Raw genomic sequence first — 22,618 nt, forward strand, 5'->3', positions numbered from 1 at the left:
GTGGCGTGAGGCGTGAAGCGTGAGGCGTGGCTGTCGCTGACGGATCGACGGTCCTATAGCGTTTCACGCCCGACATGGCCTTTGTCGCCGGTTCGGGGCATGGGTCGGATATGGATGCTCTGTCGTTATTCGGTCTAGCCGCGGTCTCGTTCACCTTGCTATGCTATGCCAAGGAAGCCGGTTCGCACTGGTGGACGCTCGGCTTCGCGTTTGGGTGCGTGCTGGGGTCTATCTACGGGTTCCTCCAGGGTGCCTGGCCCTTCGGGGTGGTCGAGATGATCTGGACGATCGTCTCGTTCCGTCGTTGGCTCAAGATGCGTCGCACGCCTGCGCAGGGTGCGGAACCGCTCGCTTGACAGCGCGTTGGCGCGCGCTTATTCGAACTCTCCCCGACACGACGGTTCCGGCGGCGCTTGTTTGCGTTCGTCGCTATCGTGCGTTCGGATCATCGCTAAGAGATGGGCTTTGTGCAGCCATGCCGAAGCCCGTGGAGCAGGAGAACCAAGTTCATGGCACGTATCGCGGGTGTTAATATCCCGACCAACAAGCGCGTGGTGATCGCGCTGACCTATATCCACGGCATCGGTTCGACCAAGGCCAAGGAAATCATCACGAAGCTCGGTATCGCCGATACGGCGCGAGTCCAGGACCTGACCGACCAGGAAGTCCTGCACATCCGCGAGACGATCGACGCCGATCACACCGTCGAGGGCGATCTGCGCCGCCAGACCTCGATGAACATCAAGCGCCTGATGGATCTCGCCTGCTATCGCGGCCTGCGTCATCGCAAGGGCCTCCCGGTCCGCGGCCAGCGCACGCATACCAATGCGCGCACTCGCAAGGGCAAGGCCAAGCCGATCGCCGGCAAGAAGAAGTAATCCACTTTTTCAATGGATTACTCCGCCGGCGCTGGTCCCAACGGGCCGCCCGGCGTCACGCAGATACAGGTCAGGAAATACACCATGGCACGCGAACCTCAGCGCATTAAGCGGCGCGAGCGCAAGAACATCACCTCTGGCGTCGCTCACGTGAATGCCAGCTTCAACAACACCATGATCACGATCACCGATGCCCAGGGCAACGCGATCTCGTGGTCGTCGGCCGGCGCAATGGGCTTCAAGGGCTCGCGCAAGTCGACTCCGTACGCGGCGCAGGTCGCAGCGGAAGACGCCGGCAAGAAGGCCGCCGAGCACGGCGTCCGCACGATCGAAGTCGAGGTCAAGGGCCCCGGCTCGGGTCGCGAATCGGCACTGCGCGCACTGCAGGCTGTCGGTTTCCAGATCACGTCGATCCGTGACGTGACCTCGATCCCGCACAACGGCGTGCGTCCTTCGAAGCGTCGCCGCGTCTGATTCTCCGCCTCCCGTGCGCGGTTGATCGCGCCGCACGGGTGTATTTTCATGGTCGGCGGACACACCCGTTCGCCGGCCCCCAAATTAGGGGAAGCAAGTGTCTGTCAACGCAAAGAACTGGCAGGAACTCAAGAAGCCCAGCGGCCTGGAGAAAAAGGCCGGTGGCGACACCAAGCGCAAGGCGACTTTCATCGCCGAGCCGCTCGAGCGTGGCTTCGGCCTGACGCTCGGCAACGCGCTGCGTCGCGTGTTGCTCTCGTCGCTGCAGGGCGCGGCCGTCACCTCGATCAAGATCGAGAACGTGCTGCATGAGTTCTCGTCTCTGGCAGGCGTCCGCGAGGACGTGACCGACATCGTCCTCAACGTGAAGCAGATCGCGATCCGCATGCAGGGCGAGGGGCCCAAGCGCCTCCAGCTCTCGGCAACGGGTCCGGGTGAAGTCAAGGCCGGCGACATTGCCGTCTCGGGCGACATCGAGATCATGAACAAAGATCTCGTGATCTGCCACCTCGATGAGGGTGCGACGCTCAACATGGAGCTGACCGCCGACATCGGTAAGGGTTACGTGCCTGCGACCGCAAACCGCCCGGCCGATGCGCCGATCGGTCTGATCCCGGTCGATGCGCTGTACTCGCCGGTACGGCAGGTGTCGTACAAGGTCGACCCGACCCGCGTCGGTCAGGACCTCGATTACGACAAGCTGACGCTGACGATCGAAACCGACGGCACGATCACCCCGGAAGACGCAGTCGGCTATGCCGGTCGTATCCTCCAGGACCAGCTCGCGCTGTTTGTCCACTTCGACGATTCGTCGGTGACGCGTTCGTCGGCCCCGATCGGCCAGGCAGCACCCGCTGCCGGTGGTGCGGAGCCCGCAGGCGACACGCAGCAGATCAACCGTTACCTTCTCAAGAAGGTCGACGAGTTGGAGCTGTCGGTGCGTTCGGCGAACTGCCTCAAGAACGACAACATCATCTATATCGGCGATCTGGTCGGCAAGACCGAAGCCGAGATGCTGCGTACGCCTAACTTCGGCCGCAAGTCCTTGAACGAAATCAAGGAAGTGCTGTCGTCGATGGGTCTTCGCCTGGGCATGGAAATCCCGGGCTGGCCACCTGAGAACATCGAAGAGATGGCCAAGAAGCTCGAGCAGGAAATCATGGGGTAAGCGGCATCGGGCCCATGCCGTTACTCCAGCGAAAACTGGGGTATCGCGGTACGGGTCCGGTCCGCTCCTCATGGAGATCCCAGCGTTCGCCGGGATGACGATTATCCAGGTGGGCTCCTCGTCCCCACCAGCTCCCGGGTACCTCATACGGCCCCTGAACGAACGAAAAGGTATTAAACATGCGCCATCGCGTAGGCGGCCGTAAGCTTCAGCGGACCTCGGCCCACCGTCTTGCTCTGTTCCGCAACATGAGCGCCGCGCTCATCAAGCACGAGCAGATCACCACCACCGTCGCCAAGGCGAAGGAACTGCGTCCCTACATCGAGAAGCTGATCACGCTCGCGAAGAAGGGTGGCCTGTCCAACCGTCGTCTCGCGCACGGTCGGTTGCTCGACGACGCACAGCTGATCAAGCTGTTCGACGTTCTGGCGACCCGTTATGCGGATCGCAACGGCGGTTACACCCGCGTCATCAAGGCTGGTATCCGCATGTCGGACGCCTCGCCGATGGCCGTCATTGAGTTCGTCGACCGCGACGTCTCGGCGAAGGGCCAGGATTCGGGTCCGGTGATGTCGGACGAGGATTACAACGAAGCGGCATAATCCCCGCCTCTCGTTAGTCGAATTGCAGGCCGCGTTTCCCATCCGGGAAGCGCGGCCTCTTTCGTTACGGGTCCCATCCGGCTATGCGCCCGACATGGAGCACCCAGACAGCATTCTCATCGTCGATTTCGGCAGCCAGGTAACCCAGCTGATCGCCCGCCGCGTGCGTGAAGCCGGCGTCTATAGCGAGATCGCCCCCTTCCAGTCGGCCGAGGCCGCCTTTGACCGGATGCAGCCCAAGGGCATCATCCTCTCGGGTGGTCCCGCCTCGGTCACCGCGGAGAATTCCCCACGCGTGCCGCAGCGCTTCTTCGAGGCGGGTATCCCGATCCTCGGCATCTGTTACGGCCAGCAGGTCATGTCGGCCCAGCTGGGCGGCAACGTGATCGTCTCGGGTGATGGCGGCGAGTTCGGCAGCGCGTTCATCGAGGTCAAGTCGGCTTGCGCGTTGTTCGACGGGCTGTGGGCCGAGGGCGAACGCCACCAGGTCTGGATGAGCCACGGCGACAAGGTCGACGCGATCCCGCCGGGGTTCACCCCCGTCGCGACCTCGACCGGCGCGCCCTATGCGATCGTCGCCGACGAGACGCGGCGCTTCTACGGCGTGCAGTTCCACCCCGAGGTCGTCCACACCCCCGATGGCGGCAAGCTGATCGCCAACTTCGCGCGGCACGTCTGCGGGCTCAGCGGCGACTGGACGATGGCCGAGTTCCGCGACACCAAGATCGCCGAGATCCGTGCGCAGGTCGGCACGGGCCGAGTCATCTGCGGCCTGTCGGGCGGCGTCGATTCGGCGGTCGCGGCGGTGCTGATCCATGAGGCGATCGGCGAGCAGCTCACCTGCGTCTATGTCGATCACGGCCTGATGCGCGCGGGCGAGAGCGAGCAGGTCGTCAGCCTGTTCCGCGGCGCCTATAACATCCCGCTCATCCATGTGAACGTCGAGGAGTTGTTCCTAGGCGGCCTTGCCGGGATCACCGACCCCGAGCTGAAGCGCAAGTTCATCGGCAAGACCTTCATCGACGTGTTCGATGCCGAGGCCAAGAAGCTGGGCGGCGCGGAGTTCCTTGCGCAGGGGACGCTGTATCCTGACGTGATCGAGAGCGTCAGCTTCACCGGCGGGCCCTCGGTGACGATCAAAAGCCACCACAATGTCGGTGGTCTGCCCGAGCGCATGAACATGAAGCTCGTCGAGCCGCTCCGCGAGCTGTTCAAGGACGAGGTCCGCGCGCTGGGTCGCGAGCTGGGGCTGCCGGAGATCTTCGTCGGCCGCCACCCGTTCCCCGGACCCGGCCTTGCGATCCGCATCCCTGGCGAAGTCACCAAGGAACGCTGCGACATCCTGCGGAAAGCGGATGCGATCTATCTCGAGGAGATCCGCGCGGCGGGGCTGTACGACACGATCTGGCAGGCGTTCGCGGTACTCTTGCCCGTCCGCAGCGTCGGCGTGATGGGCGACGGTCGCACCTATGACAACGTGCTGGCCTTGCGCGCGGTGACGTCGACCGACGGCATGACCGCGCAGGCGTTCCAGTTCCCCGGCGACTTCCTGCCGCGTGTCGCAACCCGGATCATCAACGAGGTGAAGGGCATCAACCGGGTCACCTACGACTACACCTCGAAGCCCCCCGGCACGATCGAGTGGGAATAAGACGAGCACGACCATCGTTCGGCGCGCTGGCGATCATCGCTGGCGCGCCGCTGCTGCTCGGCGCGGCGGATCCGCCCGCCTGGACTCGGCCGCAGGCGCCGTTCCCTATTGCCGGTCCGATTACCTATGTCGGTAGCGAAGGGATCGCTGCCTATTTGATCAAGACGCCCGCAGGCGCGATTCTGATCGACGGGACGCTTGCCGAGAATGCGGGGATGATCGGGCGCAACATCGTTGCGGCGGGTGTCCGCCTGCGCGACGTGAAGCTGATCCTCGTCACGCACGCGCATTTCGATCATGCGGCAGGCGTGGCCGCGCTCAAGCGCGCGACCGGCGCGCGTGTCGTCGCGGGCGTCGGCGATGTCCGCGCGCTCGAAACCGGGATACCACCTGGCGAGACGAACTACGGCGTCATTCGCTTTCCCGCGGTCCCGGTCGATCGCGGCGTTCGCGATCGTGACACGGTGACGCTCGGCACCGTCACGATGACCGCGCGCGCGACGCCGGGGCACACCCCCGGCTGCACGACCTGGACGATGCGGATCCCCGCGCAGCCGCGCGCGCTCGACGTGGTCTTCCCGTGCAGCGTCAGCGTCGCGGGCAATCGTCTGATCGGCAATCGCGCCTATCCGGGCATCGTCGGCGACTATCGCCGCAGTATCGCGATGCTCGGTACGCTGCACGCCGACATCGTCCTGCCGTCGCATCCCGAACTCGCCGACGTGATCGCACGCGGCCGGCGCCGCGCGGCGGGCGACGCGACCGCGTTCGTCGATCCAACGCTGCTGCCCAGAATCGTCGCGAAAGCCAAAGCCGGGTTTGACGCCGATCTCGCCAAGCAGGCGCGCTAGACGCCATGCTGGTCCTGTGCGGTATCGTGGTGATCGTCGCGGGCTTCCTGCTCCGGTTCAATCCGTTGCTCGTGGTCGCGGTCGCCGCGCTGGTCACAGGCCTTGCCGCCGGGATCGCGCCGCTCGCGATCCTTGCGGCGTTCGGCAAGGCATTCAACGACAACCGCTATGTCACCGTGATCTACCTCGTTCTGCCGGTGATCGGGATGCTCGAACGCCATGGGTTGCAGGAGCGCGCGCGGCTCGCGATCGGCACGCTGAGGGGCGCGACGGTCGGGCGGTTGCTGATCGGCTATCTGCTGTTTCGCCAGCTGACCGCGGCGCTCGGCCTGACGTCGATTGCCGGCCCGGCGCAGAGCGTCCGCCCGCTCGTCGCGCCGATGGCCGAGGCCGCAGCCGAGGCGCAAGGTCTCCCGCCGGGCGGCGACCGCATACCGGCGATGGCCGCGGCGACCGACAATATCGGGCTGTTCTTCGGTGAGGACATCTTCATCGCGATCGGCTCGATCCTGCTGATGAAGGGCGTGCTCGAGGGCTATGGCATCGTCATCCAGCCGCTGCATCTATCGGTGTGGGCGATCCCGACCGCGATCGCCGCGTTCGTGATCCATGGCTTCCGCCTCTGGCTGCTCGATCGCCGACTGGCGCGCGCGGCGTGATCGGCACCGGCTTCATCTACACGGTCGCAGGGCTGATGTTCGCGGCGTTCGCGGTGCTGAGCGCGACCGATCGCACCAATCCCAAGCGCCTGGGCAATGCGGCGTTCTATGCGGTGCTGGCGATCAGCTTCCTGCTCGGCGGGCGGCTGGGCGACGTCGGCAATGGCGTCCTCGTCCTGGCGCTCGTCGCGATCGCAGGCTCGGGCGCGATGGGGCGGGGCGGGCGGGCCACCACTTCGCTCGACGCGCGACGGGACGACGCCGCACGGCTCGGAAACCGGATCTTCCTCCCCGCGCTGATCATCCCGGCCGCGGCGCTGGGCGGCACCGTGCTGTTTCGCGCGGTCCCGAGCCTCGTCGATCCGAAGCAGGCGACGCTCGTCGCGCTGACCTGCGGCGTCCTGATCGCGCTGATCGCGATGGAGGCCTGGTTCCGCCCGCGGCTCGCCACGCCACTGGCGGAAGGTCTGCGGGTGATGGATGCGATCGGCTGGGCGGCGGTGTTGCCGCAAATGCTGGCAAGCCTCGGCGCGGTCTTCGCGCTGGCGGGCGTGGGGGACGTCGTCGGCGGGCTGGCGGGCCATGCGATCCCGGATAACAGCCTGATCGGCGCGGTTCTCGCCTATACGCTCGGCATGGCGCTGTTCACGATGATCATGGGCAATGCGTTCGCGGCGTTCCCGGTAATGGCGGCGGCGATCGGGATCCCGCTACTCGTCCGGCACTATGGCGGCGACCCCGCCGTCGTTGCGGCGATCGGGATGCTCAGCGGGTTCTGCGGCACGCTGATGACGCCGATGGCGGCGAACTTCAATCTCGTCCCCGCCGCGCTGCTCGACCTCAAGGACAAGAACGCGGTCATCCGCGCGCAGGTGCCGACCGCGCTGCCACTGCTCGCGGTCAATATCGGCCTGCTCTACTGGCTGGGCTTTCGCTGAGGCGTCAGCCCAGTTTCCAGTCCCAGCCAAGCGGATCGCCGTCCATGACCTCGACGCCGGCTGCCGCCAGTTCGTCGCGGATCGCGTCGGAGCGCGGGAAATCCTTCGCCCCACGCGCCGCCCGCCGCTCGTCGAGGCGATCCGCGATCGTCGCTTCGTCGAGCGTCGCCGATATCGGGCGGACGCGCAGGTCTTCGCGGCGGATCGTCGCCAGATCGAGGCCCAGCACCGCGTCGAAATCGACGAGCGCTGCCAGCCGGTCCGCCGGCGCGACGCGCTTGTCGCCGAGCATCTCGTCGAGGATCGGCAGCGCGCGCGGCGTCGACAGATCGTCCGACACTGCGGCGTCTAGCCGGTCGCGATAGGCAAACGCGCTACCCGACGGGCCGCCCGCGGGCCGGCTGCGCAACGCATCGACCGTGATCGCCAGTCGCTTCAGGCGAGTTTGCGCCGCGGCGAGATTCTCCCATGAGAATTCCAGCTCGCTGCGATACTGCGCCTGAAGGCACATCAGCCGGTAGGCGAGTGGGTGGAAGCCCCGGTCGACCAGCGTTTTGAGCGTGGTGAACTCACCGCCCGACTTGGACATCTTGCCTGAGCGTTCGACCAGGAAGTTGTTGTGCATCCACACCGTCGCGCCGGTATCGCCACAGTCGCAATGCGCCTGGTTCTGCGCGATCTCGTTGGGATGGTGGATCTCGCGGTGATCGATCCCGCCGGTGTGGATGTCGAACGTCGCGCCGAGATACTTCTTGCTCATCACCGAGCATTCGAGATGCCAGCCGGGCGCACCGCGACCCCAGGGTGAATCCCATTCCATCTGCCGGTTCTCGCCCGGCGCGGACGTCCGCCAGATCGCGAAGTCCTGCGGGTGGCGCTTGCCCTCGACCGGATCGATCCGGCTCTCACCCGTGTCGTCGTGCGACCGGGCGAGGCGACCATAATCGGGCACCGTCGTCGTATCGAAATACAGGCCGTCGGGCAGGATGTAGCAATGCCGCTCTGCGATCGCCTCGGCAAACGCGATCATCTCGGGGATGTGATCGGTGGCGAGCGGAAAGCGGGTGGGCGCGCGGATGTTCAGGTCGGCAAGGTTCTGCTTGAACGCGTCGGTATAGTGTTTCGCGATCGCCCAGATATCCTGCCCGCTGGCGCGCGCGGCCGCCTCCATCTTGTCGTCGCCGACATCCGCATCCGACGTCAGATGCCCGACATCGGTGATGTTGATGATGTGGGTGAGCGGATAGCCCTTCCACGTCAGGACGCGGCTCAGCGTGTCGGTGAACACATAGGCGCGCAGATTGCCGATATGCGCATAGTTGTAGACCGTGGGCCCGCATGAATAGATGCCGACATCGGCCGGATCGATCGGCCGGAAGGTCTCGAGTTCGCGCGAGAGACTGTTGTAAAGCGTGAGGGGCGTGCGGGTCATCCGCTGCTCCTAGCCGCACGTCACGCCACTCGCAAACGCGGCGATTCTGCGGGGCCGCGGAGGGCGCAGGGTTGAAACCGGACCGATGCGCTGTTAGGGGGCACGGTTCATACGGCGCGGACCTGTTCGCGACGGCTAAACCCATTCGACCGGAGCTCAACGGATTTATGCAGATCATCGTACGCGACAACAACGTCGACCAGGCCCTCCGCGCGCTGAAGAAGAAGCTGCAGCGCGAAGGCGTGTATCGCGAGATGAAGTTGCGCCGTCACTACGAGAAGCCGTCCGAGAAGCGCGCACGTGAGCGCGCCGCCGCGATCCGTCGCTCGCGCAAGATGGACCGCAAGCGCGCAGAGCGCGACGGCGCCCGCTAAGAAATGACCGGTCCCGCGGATCGATCGTCATCGCACGATCGGCGCGGGATCCTTTGAGGTTCGGGGTTGCGATGGTCGCAGCCCCGGAATGATCCAGTCGCAAGACTTTACAAACGGCACGCGCGGCGCTCCGGCGTGACCAGATGACCGGGGCCTTATCCGATGTCGACCGTCACCGCCGTGCCGCTGCAGCCCACCAAGCGCAGCTATCTTGTCTATCTCTGGGTCGGGATCGCGCTCGCGTTGATCGCGGCTGTCGCGCTGGCGCGGCAGGGCGACGATCCGCTCGCGCGCAACGCGCGGGCGCGCGGCGTCGTCGTGACCGCGTCCGGTCTGCAGTACAAGGTGATCGCGCCGGGCAAGCCGGGTGCCGCCAAGCCGACCGACGCCGACGTTGCGCTCGTCAATTACGAGGGCAAGCTGTTGAACGGCACGACGTTCGACAAATCGCAGCAGCCGACCCCGATGCCCGTCACCGGCGTCGTTCCGGGCTTTTCGGAAGCGCTCAAGCTGATGCCGAAGGGCGCGAAGTATCGCTTCTGGATGAAGCCGTCGCTCGGCTATGGCGACAAGGCGACCGGGCCGATCCCCGCGAACTCGACGCTGATCTTCGACGTTGAGCTGCTCGACTTCCTTCCGCAGAGCGTCGTCCAGCAGATGCAGGCGCAGGCCCAGATGCAGCAGCGCGGCATGCCGGGCGGCGCACCGGGTGCACCGGGCGCAGTTCCCGTCCGTCCCTGACCGCGAACGGCCCGGTACGGTCCCGCGGTTGCGTAGGATGAAGATCTGTGCGGGGCCTGTTAGGGTCTTCTAGGGTCGGCCGCGATATGCGGCCGAACGCGACGGGAGCTGTGATGATCTCGGGTAAATTTCTGCTCGGCCGGGGCCGGCACGAACTTAGCGACGAAGAACAGCGCGTCCTTGAGGACAGCATCGGATCGGTGCGGCAGGTCGCCGCGCGCAAGCAGATCGTCCGCGCCGGCGTGATCATCGACACGAGCACGCTGCTGCTCGAAGGGTTTGTGTGCCGCTACATGGACGACCGCGACGGGCAGCGACAGCTGGTCGCGGTGCACGTCCCCGGCGATTTCGTCGATCTTCACGCGTTTCCGATGCGACGCCTCGATCATGACATTGCCACGCTCGGCCCGGTCAAGATCGCCTGTTACGATCACCAGACGCTCGAGACGATCACCGAACGCTATCCGCATCTCACGCGCAAGCTGTGGTTCAGTACGCTGCTCGACGCGGCGATGCACCGCGAGTGGATTTTCCGGCTTGGCCGCCTTGGCGCGGAGGGCCGGGTCGCACATCTGTTTTGCGAGCTCAATGAACGGCTCGAAATGGTCGGGCTGGCGGCCGATGGGCGGTACATGCTGCCGATGACGCAGCCGGACATTGCCGAGGCCAGTGGGTTGACCGGGGTGCATGTCAACCGCGTGTTGCGCTCGCTCCGCGAGAAGAACTTGCTGACATTTAAGGCAAATGAGGTCTGCATCCTGGATCGTAAGGCGCTCGCGGCCGTTGCCGAGTTCGAACCACAATATCTGTACGGTTCCAACGGCCCTTGACTGCGACACGGCGACAGGCCGGGGAAGCAGCGCGGCGACCGGGAGTGTGATCATGTTAAGGCCCGAAACCATCGCAGGCGTCGCCGCGGCGCAAGACGGCGTTGTCACGCTCGACGGACGCGACGGACTGGCGATCACGATGACGCCAGAGGCGGCGGCGGAAACGGGCCGGCGATTGATCGCGGCCGCCGCGTTGGCGGCGCTTCAATCGACTGAGGAACCGCCGCTGGAGTGAGCGGCCGAGTAGTGGGTCGGGAGTGCGTGGCGACCTAAATACCCCGCACGCCTTCCTCTGTGTGACTTTATCTCTATGCTACCCGGGACATCGACCGGGAGATCCATGTGAAGTTTCTATACCTCGCCGCGAGCGCCGTCGCGCTGATGGCGTCTACCTCCGTCGTCGCGCAGACTGCGCCGGCCGCTACGCCTGCCGCCAATCCCTTGCTCGCCGACTGGACCGGCCCGATGGGCGGGGTGCCCCCCTGGGACAAGGTTCGCCCCGAGCTGTTCCCGCAGGCGTTCGAGACGACGCTCGCCGAACGCGCCGCGGACTACCGCAAGATCGCCGACAATCCGGCCAAGCCGACGTTTGCCAATACGATCGTGCCGATGCAGCTGGCCGGCAAGCGCTATGGTCGGGTGATGACGCTGTTCGGCGTGATGACGGGCAACATGAACACGCCCGCCTATCAGAAGCTCGACCGCGAATGGTCGCCCAAATTCTCCGCCGCGTCGGACGCGATCACCTTCGACAAGCCGCTGTTCGCGCGAATCCAGGCGATCTACGACACGCGCAATTCGAGCGGGCTGACCGCGAAGCAGATCCGGCTCGCGACTCGGATCTACGACAGCTCTGTGCGGCAGGGCGCCAAGCTGAACGATGCGCAAAAGGCCCAGTTGTCGCAATATAACCAGCAGCTCGCGACCGCCTTCTCGACCTTTGGCGAGAAGCTGCTCGCGGACGAGAGCAAGGCGATCTCGGTCACCGACGCGGCGCAGCTGGCCGGGTTGCCCGACAGCGTTAAGGCGGTCGCCAAGGCCGCCGCGGCCGAGCGGAAGCTGCCGGGCTACGCGATCGTCAACACGCGCTCGGCAGTCGATCCGGTGCTGACCTACGCGACCGACCGTGCGTTGCGCGAGAAGGTATGGCGCGCATTCGTCAATCGTGGCGACAACGGCGATACGAACGACACGAACGCGACGATCGCGCAGATCGTCAAGCTGCGTGCCGACCGCGCGCACCTGCTCGGGTTCAAGACGCATGCCGACTGGCGGATGCAGGACACGATGGCCAAGACGCCGGCCGCGGCGATGGACCTGATGATGCGCGTCTGGCCCGCCGCCCGCGGCCGTGTCGCCGAGGAAGTTGCCGACATGCAGAAGGTCGCCGGCACGTCGCTGACGATCGAGCCCTGGGACTACCGCTTTTATCAGGAGAAGGTCCGCAAAGCCCGGTACGACCTCGATCAGGCGCAGCTGAAGCCGTATTTCGAGCTTGGCAACATCATCCAGGGATCGCTCTATGCGGCGAACCGGCTGTACGGGCTGAATTTCAAGGAGATCACCGGGACCGTGCCGGTGTTCGAGCCGAACATGCGCGTGTGGAGCGTGACCGACAAGGCCGGCAAGGATGTCGGGCTGTTCTACCGTGACGACTTCGCGCGGACCGGCAAGCGGTCGGGCGCGTGGGCGAACACCTATCGCGGCCAGCGCGGCCTTGCCCCGGCACAGCTCGTGCTGTCGTCGAACAACAACAATTTCGCCAAGGGGGCGCCCGGCGAGCCGATCCTGATCAGCCTCGACGATGCGCAGACGCTGTTCCACGAGTTTGGGCATGCAATTCATGCGATGCTGCAGAACGTCGAATATCCGGGGCTCGCCGGTACGCCGCGCGATTTCGTGGAGTATCCGAGCCAGGTGAACGAGCATTGGCTGCTGACCCGTGACGTGCTCGACAAATATGCGCGGCATTACCAGACCAAGGCCGCCATGCCGCAGGACCTGCTCGACAAGATCGAGAAATCGCGCACCTTTAACCAGGGGTTTGCGACCACCGAATACCTCTCGTCGGCGATCGTCGACATGAAGATCCACACCTTGGCCGACGGTGTGATCGACCCGGACAAGTTCGAGGCGGCGACGCTCGCCGAGATCGGCATGCCGAAGCAGCTGGTAATGCGTCACCGCGTGCCGCAGTTCCAGCATCTGTTCGCGTCGGACAGCTATTCTGCGGGCTATTACAGCTACCTCTGGTCGGAGACGATGGACGCCGACACGTTCGCGGCGTTCGAGGAGGCGGGCAGTCCGTGGGACAAGCCGACTGCCGACAAGTTCGCGCGCGTGCTGCTGTCGACGGGTAACGAGACCGATCGTGCCCAGGCGTATCGCGCCTTCCGCGGTCGCGACCCCGATGTGAACGCGCTGCTCAGGAAGCGCGGGTTCGCCCCCACTCCAGCGACGCAGGATGTGAAGTAATGGCACCCGATCAGAAGACACGCCTGAAAGCGATCATCGGCGGATCGACCGGCAACCTCGTCGAGTGGTTCGACTGGTACGTCTATTCCGCCTTCACGCTGTATTTCGCACCGCATTTCTTCCCGTCGACGGATCGCACCGCGCAGCTGCTCAGCGCGGCGGCGATCTTTGCGGTGGGCTTCCTGATGCGGCCGATCGGCGCGTGGATCATGGGGGTCTATTCGGATCGCCACGGTCGCAAGGCAGGCCTCACGGTCGCGGTCACGCTGATGTGCGCTGGCTCGCTGATCATTGCGTGCACGCCGGGATACGAGACGATCGGCGTGTTCGCGCCGATCATGCTGGTGATCGCGCGCCTGATGCAGGGGCTGTCGGTCGGCGGTGAATATGGTGCGTCGGCGACGTATCTGACCGAGATGGCGGGCAAGGATCGCCGCGGCTTCTTCTCGTCGTTCCAGTATGTCACGCTGATTTCTGGGCAGCTGCTCGCGATCTGCGTGCTGCTGGTGCTGCAGTCGACGATGAGCGAGGCGGCGCTGGACTCCTGGGGCTGGCGCATTCCGTTCGCGATCGGGGCTGTGCTGGCCGTGGTCGTGTTCTACATCCGCCGCGGGCTCGCCGAGACGCAGAGCTTCGAGAACGCCAAGTCCGAGGCGGGCGACGGCAAGCCGAAGTCGGGCTTCCTCCAGCTGGTCACCAAGCATCCGCGCGAGACGATGACGGTGATGCTGCTGACCGCGGGCGGCACGCTCGCCTTCTACGCCTACTCGATCTACATGCAGAAGTTCCTGGTCAACACCAGCGGGTTCAGCCGCGAAGTGGCGAGCCAGATCAACGCCGCCACGCTGTTCGTGTTCATGCTGTTGCAGCCGGTCGCGGGCGGTCTGTCGGATCGGGTCGGGCGCAAGCCGCTGATGATCGCGTTCGGCATCGCCGGGGTGCTGTTCACCTATCCGATCTTCACTGCGCTCGAGACCGCGACCAACCCGATCTATGCCGGGTTGCTGGTGATGGCGGCTTTGGTGATCGTGACGGGCTATACGTCGATCAACGCGGTGGTGAAGGCGGAGCTGTTCCCGGCGCATATCCGCGCGCTGGGCGTCGCTCTGCCCTATGCGCTCGCCAACACGCTGTTCGGCGGCACCGCCGAGGTCGTCGCGCTGAAGTTCAAGGATGCCGGCTTCGAACGCGGCTTCTACTGGTATGTGACCGCGATGATCGCGGTGTCGCTGGTCGTGTATCTGATGATGAAGGATACGCGGACGAACAGCCAGATCGTCGAGGACTAACGCTCCTGCTCCCTCTCCCCGCCGGGGAGAGGGCCGGGGTGAGGGGCGCCAAGCTGTGCGCCGCCCGGAACAGCCCCTCACCCCAACCCTCTCCCCAAAGGGGAGAGGGAGCAGACAGACCTAGCGCGGCAGCTCGATGATCGCGTCGAGCCCGCCGCCCGCCCGGTTGACCAGCCGGATCTCGCCACCGGCCTCGCGCACGATCGCCTGCGCCAAGGCCAGCCCCAGCCCGATCCCGCCCGTCTCGCGGTTGCGCGAACTTTCCAGCCGCGTGAATGCGTCGAACACATCGCCCATCCGGTCCTCGGGGATCCCGGGACCCTGGTCCGCCACAACGATTGCGACCGAGCGCGCACGCTCCTCGACCCGCACCTCCGCCGCGACGCCGTATTTCACCGCATTCTCGATCAGGTTGCGCACCGCGCGGCGCATCAGCGACGGCCGCAACCGCATACGCAACCGGTCCGCCTCGACGAAGCTCACCTCGCAGCCGAGATCGCGGAAATCCTCGACCACCGCATCGACTAGCGCCGCCAGATCGACATCGGTCGGCGGTTCGCTCGGCCGCCCCAGCCGTGCCAGCGAGAGGATGTCGTCGAGCGTCCGGTTCATTTCCGCCACCGTGTCGATCATCTTGGCGCGATCGATATCGTCCTCGACCGACTCGATCCGCACGCGCAAGGCAGCAAGGGGCGTGCGCAGGTCATGCCCGATCGCGCCGAGCATGCGATCCTTCTCGTCGAGCATGCCCGTGACGCGCAGCCTGAGCGCGTTGAACGCCGCGATCAGCGCGACAACGTCGTCGGGCCCGTGTGGTGGCATCGGCGCCCCCGGGTCACCCGGCCGAAAGCTCTCCGCCGCACGCCGCAGATCCTGGAGCGGGCGCGAGATCCGTCGCACGATCCACAGCACGGGCAGCAGCACGATGATGTACAGGATCGCCGTCTGCGTCAGCGCCGCGAGCAGCAACCGCCAGCCGGGTTGCGGCCAGGGCGCGGTGATCGCCAGCCAGCCGCGCCCGGGCTGCTCGATCGCGATCAGTAGCGTAGGGCCTTGCCGGTCGCCGCGGCGCAGTCCGTCGCGGCGATGCGCGTCGCTCGTTTCGTCGATTGCAGGGCGCAGTCCGGTATCGATCCGCCCGACGGTCAATCCCAGATCGGCGAATTGCCGACGCAGTTCGGCGGCCACCTCGGGATGGCGCTCCATGATCGACCGCGCGATCGGATTGGTCGGCGTGCGCCGGACGCGACCGCGATCTGCGGTCAGCGGACGGCCGCCATGCGCCTCGCGGTCGAGCGCATCGGCGATCCGCGTCGCGACCGGTCGGGTGGCCTGCAGGAGTCGGAATTCGGAACGATCATGCAGGATCATGCCGAAGTTGATCGCCTGCGCGACGAACAAGGCCAGCGCGATCAGCAACGCCATCTGACCCGCCAGACTGCGCGGCCAAGGGCGCGTCACAGCCGCGTAACCTCCGCCGCGAGCGTGTAGCCGCCACCCCAGACCGTCTTGATCAGCTCCGGCGTCTTGGCATCCGCCTCGATCTTGCGCCGCAACCGGCTGACCTGATTGTCGATCGCGCGATCGAACGCCGCCGCCTCGCGCCCCTGCGTCAGGTCGAGCAACTGATCACGCGTGAGCACTTGGCGCGGCCGCGTGACGAGCGCGAGCAGCAGGTTATATTCGCCCGTCGACAACGGCACCGACACGCCCTCGCGATCGACCAGCGCGCGCTCGCCCGATTTCAGCACCCAGCCGGCAAAGGCATAGGCGTTCGCCTCGGGTGCGTGCTGGCGCGCACCGCCCGCGGTCGCACGACGCAGGATCACCTTCACGCGCGTCGCCAGTTCGCGCGGCGAGAACGGCTTCACAACATAATCGTCGGCACCCATTTCGAGCCCGATGATCCGGTCGGTCTCCTCGGTGCGCGCGGTCAGCAGGATCACCGGCACGTCGCTGGTCGCGGCGATATGCCGGCACAGTGACAGCCCGTCCTCGCCCGGCATCATGATGTCGAGGATGACGAGATCGATCGCATAGGCCGTCAGCCGGGTCCGCGCGCTCTCCGCATCGCCCGCCTGCGTGACGCGGAACCCCTGTTTGGTGAGGTACGCGGCCAATGGCTCACGGATCGAGCGCTCGTCATCGACGAGCAGCAGATGCGGCATGTCTCCCATCGGGGCAGTGTCTAGCATGGCGGCTGTCCAGGGGAAGCATCGGGGTTCGTCCGATGCTTCCCCGTCTTCGAGTTATCGGGCAGGCGTGGGCGCGGGAGTCTGCACGGGCGGGGTGACGCCCTGGCGGCGCTCGCGTCGGTCGACATGGCGCATCTCGGCGGCATTCGCGCGCTCGGTCGCATCGATCATGCCGTCGTGATTGGCGTCGACCCGGTCGAACCGCTTGAGCGCGCGTGCCTCGAACTCCTCGCGCGTGACGCTGCCGTCGCCGTTCGGATCCATCCGCCGGCCCATCCCGTCATGCTTGCCGCCACCCGGTGGCGGAACGGGGACATCGCGGCCGCTTGCCACCATCCGGTCGTGCAGCGCGGCACGATAGGCGCGCATCTCGCCGCCGGTGATCCGGCCGTCACGGTCGGTATCCATCTGCGCGAAGCGGGCGTCGGCCTGCGCGATCGCTTCGGCGCGCGTCGCGACACCGTCGCGGTTCGCGTCCTGACGGATCGGCGCGCGCGGGGTCGCGGGGGCGGGATTGGTCTGGGCGGCGCTTGCCACGGAGGCAATCGCGCTAGCAGCGAAGAGGAGGGGTAGGACGATCTTGCGCATGTCGGTCTCCGGCAGAGGGGTAGGAATTCCCATCGAATGCCGCTGGTCTACGCCGCGCTTGTCGCAGGGTTTTGCCGCCAAGTAGCCAATATGTCGCAAGATATGTCGGGTTCAGGCGAAGATCGCGACGCTCTGCATCTGTTCGGCGACGGGCGTGCCGTCCGCGTTCCAGATCGCCATCTGCTGGCTCGAGCTTCCCTCGCGCGTATAGTCGGTGGTCGCGCGGAGCAGCCACCAGCCGTCGCGCGTCACCGGCTGCGGGCCGAGGATGTTGAGCAGCCACGTCATCGAACTCAGCGGGGCAGGGCCGCCGAGCAGCTTGAGCGCGGCGGGCGGCAGGCAATCCGCGATCGCGATCAGCTCGACCATCGGATCGAGCCCGTCGCGCTCCGCCAACCGCGCCCAGCGCAGCCATTCGGACGGCCCGACGCCGTCGTCGCGGCGGTCGAGCAGGTCGAAGTTGCGCGAGAACGCGACCGCGCTGTGACCGCGAAACGTCTGCGTGTCCGGCCCCGGCATGGGAAAGTCGGGCGCGCCGCCGGTCTGGTGATCGACGCGCGAGGCGACCGCGCCCATGAACACGAACGTCGCCCGCAGCCCGAGCCCCGCCGCGCTCTCGACGTCGACCTCGACGAACGCGGCATTGCGCCCGCGCCGCAGTCGTCGCGCGCGGAGCGTGATCTCGCCCGACAGCGGCCCGATGAACGACACCTGCGCGGATCGCAGCGGCGGCAGGTCGATGTCCGAAATCTGCGCGGCGTGGAGCGCGAGCGCGGCGGAAAAACCACCATAGGCGGTGCGCCCTTGCGTCCAATTCTCCGGCACCGTCCCGCGCCAACCGCCCTCGATCGGCTCCAAGGCGTCGATCGCCTGTTTGAGACTGGTCATCATGGTCCTTTCATCCTTCGTCAGGATGACGGGGGTGTAGACGCGAGGGTGTCGCGCAGTTCGCGTTTGAGGACCTTCCCGATCGCGCTGCGGGGCAGTTCGTCGGCGACATGGAGTGCGGCCAAGCGCTGCGTCTTGCCGAGTTGCGCGTTCGCCCAGGCCAGGATCGTCGCCGCCTCGTCGGTCGCACCGGCCCGCGGCACGTAGAAGCCGACCGGCGTCTCGCCCCACGCCTCGGACGGCACACCGATCACCGCGCAGTCCGCAACCGCCGGGTGCTGCGCCAACACCGCCTCGAGGTCCGACGGATAGACGTTGAACCCGCCCGAGATGATCAGGTCCTTCTTGCGATCCATCAGCGTCAGGAACCCGTCCGCGTCGAACCGGCCGATGTCGCCGTGGCGAATGTAGCGGTTGCCGTCCGCGTCGTGCCATTCGGCATCGCGCGTCGCCTGCGAGCGCCCGTGATAGCCGTTCATCATCGCCGGGCTGCGACCGACGACTTCGCCCATCTCGCCCGGCGCTACTTCTACGCCGTCGTCGTCGATCAGGCGGATTTCGTGACCGGGCATCGGCAGGCCGACGGTGTGCAGCTTGGTCGGATTGGCGGTGGCGTTCAGCGCGCAGCTCGCGCCGCCCTCAGTCATGCCGTAGAATTCGACGAGCACGCCCGGCCAACGCGCGACGACGTCGGCCTTCAGCGCGGCGGAGAAGGGCGCGCTGGTGCTGGTCTTGAAGCGGAACGCCGACAGGTCGAAGTCGTCGAAACCGGGGAGTGCCATGATCCGCTGATACTGCACCGGCACCAGCATCGTGTGCGTCGCACGGTAGCGCTGCGCCAGTTCGAGATACGCGCGCGCGTCGAATTTCCCCATCAGCACGACGGTGCCGCCCCAGCCCAGAGTTGGCAGGAAGCTGACCAACGTGGTGTTCGAATACAGCGGCGTGGCGATCATCGTGACCGCGGTATCGAAGCCCGCGGCGGTGTTGCGCGCGATATGCGCCCAGCGCATTGCGTGGCTCTGGACGATGCCCTTGGGCGTGCCGGTAGTGCCTGACGAGTAGATGATGTTGAACGCATCGTCCGGAGTAATTGGGACAGGGATGGGCTTGGCGCCATCGGGAGCGAGCCATGAATCAAAAGATTGTTCTCCCGCGAAGGCGAGAGTCCAGTCTGGGCTCCCGCCTTCGCGGGAGAACAAGACCGCGCGCGCGGTAAGATGCTGGCCTTCCAGCGCGCGCGCATTCTCCGCATCGAGGAACACGATTGGCGCGCCACTATCGGCGATCATCGCGGTGATCGCCGCAGGCGTGGCGGACGGCGCGATCGGCGTCGCGACGCAACCGGCGCGTACCGTACCAAGGAATGCGGCGGCATACTCGGTCGTCGGCGCGGCGACGATTGCCACGGCCGTGCCCGGCGCCACGCCATCGCGTTGCAGGGCCGCCGCGACCCGGTCCATCATCGCATCGAGCATCCGATAGTCGATGCCACCCTTGGCGTCGGCTACCGCGACACGGTCGCCGCGTTCGAGCGCGTGGGCGCGGATCAAATCGGGCAGGGTGGCGAAGCCCGTGGCGAGCATGTCTGCGGCGGTCGTCATCGCTGCATCGCTAGGCGAACGCCACGGGCAATGCCATACGGTATATTCGAAAAACGAAGCCGAGGAGATGCCGATGCTGTTCTACGATAGCGCGCTGCCCGCGCCCAACCCGCGCCGCGTCCGCATCTTCCTCGCCGAAAAGCATGTCCGAGTGCCGATGGCGCAGATCTCGATCCCCAAGGCCGAGCACAAGTCGGACGCGTTCCTGTCGGTCAACGCGCTTGGCCAGACGCCCGCGCTGGCGTTCGACGATGGTCGCGTGCTGACCGAAAGCGTCGCGATCTGCCGCTATTTCGAGGTGCTGCACCCAGAGCCACCGATGTTCGGGCATGGCGCACACAACATCGCCGAGATCGACATGTGGACCCGGCGGATCGAATTGCGGCTGATGACCCCGCTGTCGATGGTCTGGCAACATACGCATCCCTGGACCGCGCGAATCGTGAGGCCACAATATACCGAATTCGGCGAGAGCCAGCGGCCGCGCGTGCGGGCCGCGATGGCGGAGTTCAATTCGGCGCTCGACGGTCGCGACTGGCTCGATGGCGAACGCTACACGATTGCCGACATCGTCCTGCTGACGACGATCGATTTTGCGACGTTTGTGGGTGTGCCGATGCCCGAGGAACTGACGCATTTGCGCGCTTGGCATGCGCGGGTCTCTACGCGGCCGAGCGCTGCCGCGTAGTTGAGTTCCGGTCTGAATAGATCTGCTCGACCGTCGGCCATCGCGGCGAGGGGCTTGTCGACGCCAGGCAACGGTCGAGCAGACGTTTTCAGGGTAAGTCGGCATTGCACGTAAAAGACGCTTTGCAACGCCGCGAATCTATGCGAGGGAACCCGCATACCCGGTATTCAGATTGCCCGGATGGTCCGTTGACCCAGAGAATGCGGACAAGTTCCCGGCCACGACGTTGGAGAGGGGATAAGGCGGAAGAGCGACCCGAAAGAGGACGCATCTTCCGCCGTCCTTCTCACGATCCCCGGTCATACCATTAAATTCACGAAACCGAGCTGTGCGGCGGCAATTGCGGTGCATCATGATCTGTGATCGATGCAGCTTTCGCTTGTCTGGTACGTCCCGCGTGGCCTAGCGTAAGGCCTGTTTCGATTTCGAGGTATCGCCGGTGGCCATAGCGTATCAGTCCCATCCCGAGATCGCCGACACGCTGGCGATGAAGCGACGGGGCCTGACGCTCGCGCTGCTCACCTTCACGTACTTCTTCAGCTATATGGACCGCCAGATCCTCGCGATCCTGCTCGAGCGGATCAAGGCGGACCTGGTGTTGACCGATACGCAGCTCGGATTGCTGTCGGGGCTGGTGTTCGCGATCTTCTACGCGACGCTCGGCATCCCGGTCGCGCGGCTGGCAGATCGGACGAATCGGCGCAACATCATCGCCGCCAGCCTGACGGTCTGGAGCGCGATGACCGCGCTGTGCGGGCTTGCGCAGAACTTCACGCAGCTGATGCTGTTCCGGATCGGTGTCGGCATCGGCGAGGCCGGATCGAGTCCGCCCAGCCATTCAATCATTGCCGACCTCTATCCGCCCGAGAAGCGTGCGAGTGCGATGGCGGTCTATTCGCTCGGCGTCGTGCTCGGCGCGGGCTTCGGCACGCTGATCGGCGGCGTCGTGGCGCACTCCTACGGGTGGCGGATCGCGATGATGACCGTCGGGCTGCCGGGGATCGTGCTCGCCATTCTCGTCCGGCTGTTCATGGTCGAACCGCGCCGCGGATTGTCCGACGCCGCGCGCGCGGCCGAGGCGACGCCGATGCCGAGCGTCGGCCAGGGCTTCGCGTCGATGTGGGCGAGCGCACCGGCGCGGCATCTGGTGGTCGGCGTGACGCTCACCTCGATGATCGGCTATGCGCTGACGGGGTGGGGGCCAAGCTATATGCAGCGGTCGCTCGGCGTGTCGATGCTCGATATCTCGCGCTATATCGCGTTGCCGGGGGCGTTGTTCGGCGCGGTATCAGCGCTGGCCGGCGGCAAGATCGCCGATATGCTCGCCAAGCGCCACGGGCTGCATGTCCAGGCCTGGGTGGTGCTGGCGATGAAGGGGCTCTCGCTGCCGTTCGCGCTCGCTTTCTACCTGATCGACGCGCCGGCGATCGCGATCGGCAGCTATTTCGTGTCGCTGATCTTTGCGAATTCGTACCTCGGGCCGAGCTTTGCGCTGATCCAGCACCTAGCGCCGTTGCAGATCCGCGCGATGTGGGCGGCGATCACGCTGCTCGTCATCAACCTGATCGGGCTGGGGCTGGGGCCGACGATGGTCGGCTGGCTCAGCGACCTGTTGAAGCCCGGGTTCGGCGAGGATTCGCTGCGCTATGCGCTGGTGATCATCGCGCTGATGACGCCCTGGGCGCTGTTTCATTACTGGCGCGCTGGGGTTCTGCTGAAGCGGGCGGAGGATGCGGTCAGGTAAGCGCGCCGTCGTCGTGGTGACGTTGGGGTATCGCGAGGTCGGCGTTCGGAACCCTGGATCCTGACTTTCGTCAGGATGACGGAAAAAAGGGGGTGGCGCTGCGGGACGGGGCGCTTTGCGTCAGTGCGGCGCGGCGGCTGGCCCGTCCAGTATCCACGCGAGCGCGGTCGCGCGGTCGTCGAACACCGCCATGTCGTCGCGGACCGAGGCGATCCGCTTGACCTGCAGGCGTGCGAGCTTGCCTTCGGTGTAGAGCGCCACCTTGCGCGATTTGAGCGGCATCGACACTGCGACGCGTTGCAGCATCGCAATCACCTCCTGCGGCTGGATCGCGGACTTGGAAAAGTTGCACAGCAGCAGGTGGCGCTTGCCGGTGGCCAGCACGCGCCGCGCCTCGCGGTCCAGGTCGCGCAGGAAATCCTCGACATGCGGGATCGTCCAGAAGCCCGATGCCTCGACCTCGATGATGCCCGTGTCGAGATCGGTCGTGATACTATGCATGGCGCCCTCCGTGGAGCGCCGGGATCGGCGGCAAGCCGTTAATGCGGC

At 65.9% G+C, this 22,618-nt stretch carries 24 protein-coding genes; 17 read left to right on the forward strand and 7 right to left on the reverse strand.

Translation table 11 applies throughout. From position 1 onward, the window contains the following. The first annotated feature begins 110 nt into the window (after positions 1–110). The 9 genes from C8J26_RS12915 (at position 111) to C8J26_RS12955 (ending at position 7,221) form a co-directional block, all read left to right on the forward strand. On the forward strand, positions 111–356 hold the full coding sequence (locus tag C8J26_RS12915; RefSeq protein ID WP_107958932.1) for a hypothetical protein: 246 nt from the start codon (positions 111–113) through the stop codon (positions 354–356). Positions 357–509: 153 nt separating this feature from the next. Beyond that, complete coding sequence (gene rpsM, locus C8J26_RS12920) at positions 510–878, forward strand: 30S ribosomal protein S13 (RefSeq protein ID WP_055878599.1); 369 nt, start codon at positions 510–512, stop codon at positions 876–878. Between the two features lie 84 nt (positions 879–962). Next, the gene (rpsK, locus tag C8J26_RS12925) at positions 963–1,352 is read left to right on the forward strand and encodes a 30S ribosomal protein S11 (RefSeq protein ID WP_031395237.1); all 390 of its coding nucleotides are present in this window, start codon (positions 963–965) and stop codon (positions 1,350–1,352) included. 97 nt (positions 1,353–1,449) lie between these two features. Continuing rightward, positions 1,450–2,520 (forward strand): DNA-directed RNA polymerase subunit alpha, encoded by a 1,071-nt coding sequence (locus tag C8J26_RS12930; protein ID WP_031395236.1) that lies wholly within the window; start codon positions 1,450–1,452, stop codon positions 2,518–2,520. Positions 2,521–2,699: 179 nt separating this feature from the next. Beyond that, positions 2,700–3,122 carry a 50S ribosomal protein L17 gene (rplQ, locus tag C8J26_RS12935; protein WP_055878595.1) on the forward strand — a complete coding sequence of 141 codons (423 nt, stop codon included), beginning with the start codon at positions 2,700–2,702 and terminating at the stop codon, positions 3,120–3,122. A 94-nt stretch (positions 3,123–3,216) separates the two neighbouring features. Further along, entirely contained in the window at positions 3,217–4,773 is a 1,557-nt protein-coding gene (gene guaA / locus C8J26_RS12940) for a glutamine-hydrolyzing GMP synthase (protein WP_107958543.1), read from the forward strand. After that, entirely contained in the window at positions 4,764–5,624 is an 861-nt protein-coding gene (gene bla, locus C8J26_RS12945; protein ID WP_244185295.1) for a subclass B3 metallo-beta-lactamase, read from the forward strand. The genes guaA and bla overlap by 10 nt, the downstream gene beginning before the upstream one ends. A 5-nt stretch (positions 5,625–5,629) precedes the next feature. After that, complete coding sequence (locus C8J26_RS12950) at positions 5,630–6,283, forward strand: DUF969 domain-containing protein (RefSeq protein WP_107958545.1); 654 nt, start codon at positions 5,630–5,632, stop codon at positions 6,281–6,283. After that, the gene (locus tag C8J26_RS12955) at positions 6,280–7,221 is read left to right on the forward strand and encodes a DUF979 domain-containing protein (protein WP_107958547.1); all 942 of its coding nucleotides are present in this window, start codon (positions 6,280–6,282) and stop codon (positions 7,219–7,221) included. Before C8J26_RS12950 ends, C8J26_RS12955 begins: the two co-directional genes overlap by 4 nt. A 4-nt stretch (positions 7,222–7,225) precedes the next feature. On the opposite strand, the gene cysS is transcribed toward C8J26_RS12955, so the two are convergent. After that, entirely contained in the window at positions 7,226–8,653 is a 1,428-nt protein-coding gene (gene cysS / locus C8J26_RS12960; protein ID WP_107958549.1) for a cysteine--tRNA ligase, read from the reverse strand. Positions 8,654–8,820: 167 nt separating this feature from the next. On the opposite strand from cysS, the gene rpsU reads away from it, so the two are divergent. The 6 genes from rpsU to C8J26_RS12990 all read left to right on the forward strand — a co-directional run bounded on the left by rpsU (position 8,821) and on the right by C8J26_RS12990 (position 14,362). Continuing rightward, complete coding sequence (gene rpsU, locus C8J26_RS12965) at positions 8,821–9,027, forward strand: 30S ribosomal protein S21 (RefSeq protein WP_056411089.1); 207 nt, start codon at positions 8,821–8,823, stop codon at positions 9,025–9,027. Positions 9,028–9,189: 162 nt separating this feature from the next. Then, positions 9,190–9,768: an FKBP-type peptidyl-prolyl cis-trans isomerase gene (locus C8J26_RS12970; RefSeq protein WP_056411086.1), complete on the forward strand. Its 579-nt coding sequence runs from the start codon at positions 9,190–9,192 to the stop codon at positions 9,766–9,768. Between the two features lie 113 nt (positions 9,769–9,881). Continuing rightward, positions 9,882–10,598 carry a Crp/Fnr family transcriptional regulator gene (locus C8J26_RS12975; RefSeq protein ID WP_107958551.1) on the forward strand — a complete coding sequence of 239 codons (717 nt, stop codon included), beginning with the start codon at positions 9,882–9,884 and terminating at the stop codon, positions 10,596–10,598. A 52-nt stretch (positions 10,599–10,650) separates the two neighbouring features. Beyond that, positions 10,651–10,833, forward strand: a complete 183-nt coding sequence (locus C8J26_RS12980) for a hypothetical protein (protein WP_056411080.1) — start codon at positions 10,651–10,653, stop codon at positions 10,831–10,833. Positions 10,834–10,940: 107 nt separating this feature from the next. Further along, positions 10,941–13,073: a M3 family metallopeptidase gene (locus tag C8J26_RS12985; RefSeq protein ID WP_107958553.1), complete on the forward strand. Its 2,133-nt coding sequence runs from the start codon at positions 10,941–10,943 to the stop codon at positions 13,071–13,073. Further along, positions 13,073–14,362: an MFS transporter gene (locus C8J26_RS12990; RefSeq protein WP_056411074.1), complete on the forward strand. Its 1,290-nt coding sequence runs from the start codon at positions 13,073–13,075 to the stop codon at positions 14,360–14,362. The genes C8J26_RS12985 and C8J26_RS12990 overlap by 1 nt, the downstream gene beginning before the upstream one ends. Before the next feature lie 120 nt (positions 14,363–14,482). Here the strand turns inward: C8J26_RS12990 and C8J26_RS12995 are convergent, their stop codons facing one another. The 5 genes from C8J26_RS12995 to C8J26_RS13015 form a co-directional block, all read right to left on the reverse strand. After that, a complete protein-coding gene (locus tag C8J26_RS12995) occupies positions 14,483–15,787 on the reverse strand; it encodes a sensor histidine kinase (RefSeq protein ID WP_107958555.1) in 1,305 nt (434 codons plus the stop codon). 32 nt (positions 15,788–15,819) lie between these two features. Beyond that, positions 15,820–16,539: a response regulator gene (locus C8J26_RS13000; protein ID WP_056411068.1), complete on the reverse strand. Its 720-nt coding sequence runs from the start codon at positions 16,537–16,539 to the stop codon at positions 15,820–15,822. 72 nt (positions 16,540–16,611) lie between these two features. Beyond that, entirely contained in the window at positions 16,612–17,094 is a 483-nt protein-coding gene (locus C8J26_RS13005) for an EF-hand domain-containing protein (protein WP_167398836.1), read from the reverse strand. Between the two features lie 162 nt (positions 17,095–17,256). Next, complete coding sequence (locus C8J26_RS13010) at positions 17,257–18,036, reverse strand: thioesterase family protein (protein WP_333999125.1); 780 nt, start codon at positions 18,034–18,036, stop codon at positions 17,257–17,259. Positions 18,037–18,053: 17 nt separating this feature from the next. Next, the gene (locus tag C8J26_RS13015; protein ID WP_107958559.1) at positions 18,054–19,637 is read right to left on the reverse strand and encodes a class I adenylate-forming enzyme family protein; all 1,584 of its coding nucleotides are present in this window, start codon (positions 19,635–19,637) and stop codon (positions 18,054–18,056) included. Between the two features lie 73 nt (positions 19,638–19,710). Between C8J26_RS13015 and C8J26_RS13020 the strand changes: the two genes are divergently transcribed. After that, positions 19,711–20,325: a glutathione S-transferase family protein gene (locus tag C8J26_RS13020; RefSeq protein WP_107958935.1), complete on the forward strand. Its 615-nt coding sequence runs from the start codon at positions 19,711–19,713 to the stop codon at positions 20,323–20,325. A gap of 439 nt (positions 20,326–20,764) precedes the next feature. Beyond that, a complete protein-coding gene (locus tag C8J26_RS13025; RefSeq protein ID WP_244185296.1) occupies positions 20,765–22,069 on the forward strand; it encodes a spinster family MFS transporter in 1,305 nt (434 codons plus the stop codon). A 120-nt stretch (positions 22,070–22,189) separates the two neighbouring features. On the opposite strand, the gene C8J26_RS13030 is transcribed toward C8J26_RS13025, so the two are convergent. Then, entirely contained in the window at positions 22,190–22,570 is a 381-nt protein-coding gene (locus C8J26_RS13030; protein WP_107958561.1) for a hypothetical protein, read from the reverse strand. Positions 22,571–22,618: the final 48 nt, after the last annotated feature.

It is taken from the genome of Sphingomonas aurantiaca (assembly GCF_003050705.1).
In the GTDB taxonomy this organism is placed as follows: Bacteria; Pseudomonadota; Alphaproteobacteria; order Sphingomonadales; family Sphingomonadaceae; genus Sphingomonas; species Sphingomonas aurantiaca.

Bases quoted from the DNA above. Each gene is read 5' to 3' on its own strand.
- guaA (WP_107958543.1), top strand. From the start codon at position 3,217: ATGGAGCACCCAGACAGCATTCTCATCGTCGATTTCGGCAGCCAGGTA.
- C8J26_RS12975 (WP_107958551.1), top strand. From the start codon at position 9,882: ATGATCTCGGGTAAATTTCTGCTCGGCCGGGGCCGGCACGAACTTAGC.
- C8J26_RS12950 (WP_107958545.1), top strand. From the start codon at position 5,630: ATGCTGGTCCTGTGCGGTATCGTGGTGATCGTCGCGGGCTTCCTGCTC.
- C8J26_RS12995 (WP_107958555.1), bottom strand. From the start codon at position 15,787: ATGGCGTTGCTGATCGCGCTGGCCTTGTTCGTCGCGCAGGCGATCAAC.
- C8J26_RS13020 (WP_107958935.1), top strand. From the start codon at position 19,711: ATGCTGTTCTACGATAGCGCGCTGCCCGCGCCCAACCCGCGCCGCGTC.
- rpsM (WP_055878599.1), top strand. From the start codon at position 510: ATGGCACGTATCGCGGGTGTTAATATCCCGACCAACAAGCGCGTGGTG.
- rpsU (WP_056411089.1), top strand. From the start codon at position 8,821: ATGCAGATCATCGTACGCGACAACAACGTCGACCAGGCCCTCCGCGCG.
- C8J26_RS13030 (WP_107958561.1), bottom strand. From the start codon at position 22,570: ATGCATAGTATCACGACCGATCTCGACACGGGCATCATCGAGGTCGAG.
- C8J26_RS13000 (WP_056411068.1), bottom strand. From the start codon at position 16,539: ATGGGAGACATGCCGCATCTGCTGCTCGTCGATGACGAGCGCTCGATC.
- C8J26_RS13015 (WP_107958559.1), bottom strand. From the start codon at position 19,637: ATGACGACCGCCGCAGACATGCTCGCCACGGGCTTCGCCACCCTGCCC.
- C8J26_RS12915 (WP_107958932.1), top strand. From the start codon at position 111: ATGGATGCTCTGTCGTTATTCGGTCTAGCCGCGGTCTCGTTCACCTTG.
- C8J26_RS12970 (WP_056411086.1), top strand. From the start codon at position 9,190: ATGTCGACCGTCACCGCCGTGCCGCTGCAGCCCACCAAGCGCAGCTAT.
- C8J26_RS13010 (WP_333999125.1), bottom strand. From the start codon at position 18,036: ATGATGACCAGTCTCAAACAGGCGATCGACGCCTTGGAGCCGATCGAG.
- C8J26_RS12990 (WP_056411074.1), top strand. From the start codon at position 13,073: ATGGCACCCGATCAGAAGACACGCCTGAAAGCGATCATCGGCGGATCG.
- rplQ (WP_055878595.1), top strand. From the start codon at position 2,700: ATGCGCCATCGCGTAGGCGGCCGTAAGCTTCAGCGGACCTCGGCCCAC.
- cysS (WP_107958549.1), bottom strand. From the start codon at position 8,653: ATGACCCGCACGCCCCTCACGCTTTACAACAGTCTCTCGCGCGAACTC.
- C8J26_RS12980 (WP_056411080.1), top strand. From the start codon at position 10,651: ATGTTAAGGCCCGAAACCATCGCAGGCGTCGCCGCGGCGCAAGACGGC.
- rpsK (WP_031395237.1), top strand. From the start codon at position 963: ATGGCACGCGAACCTCAGCGCATTAAGCGGCGCGAGCGCAAGAACATC.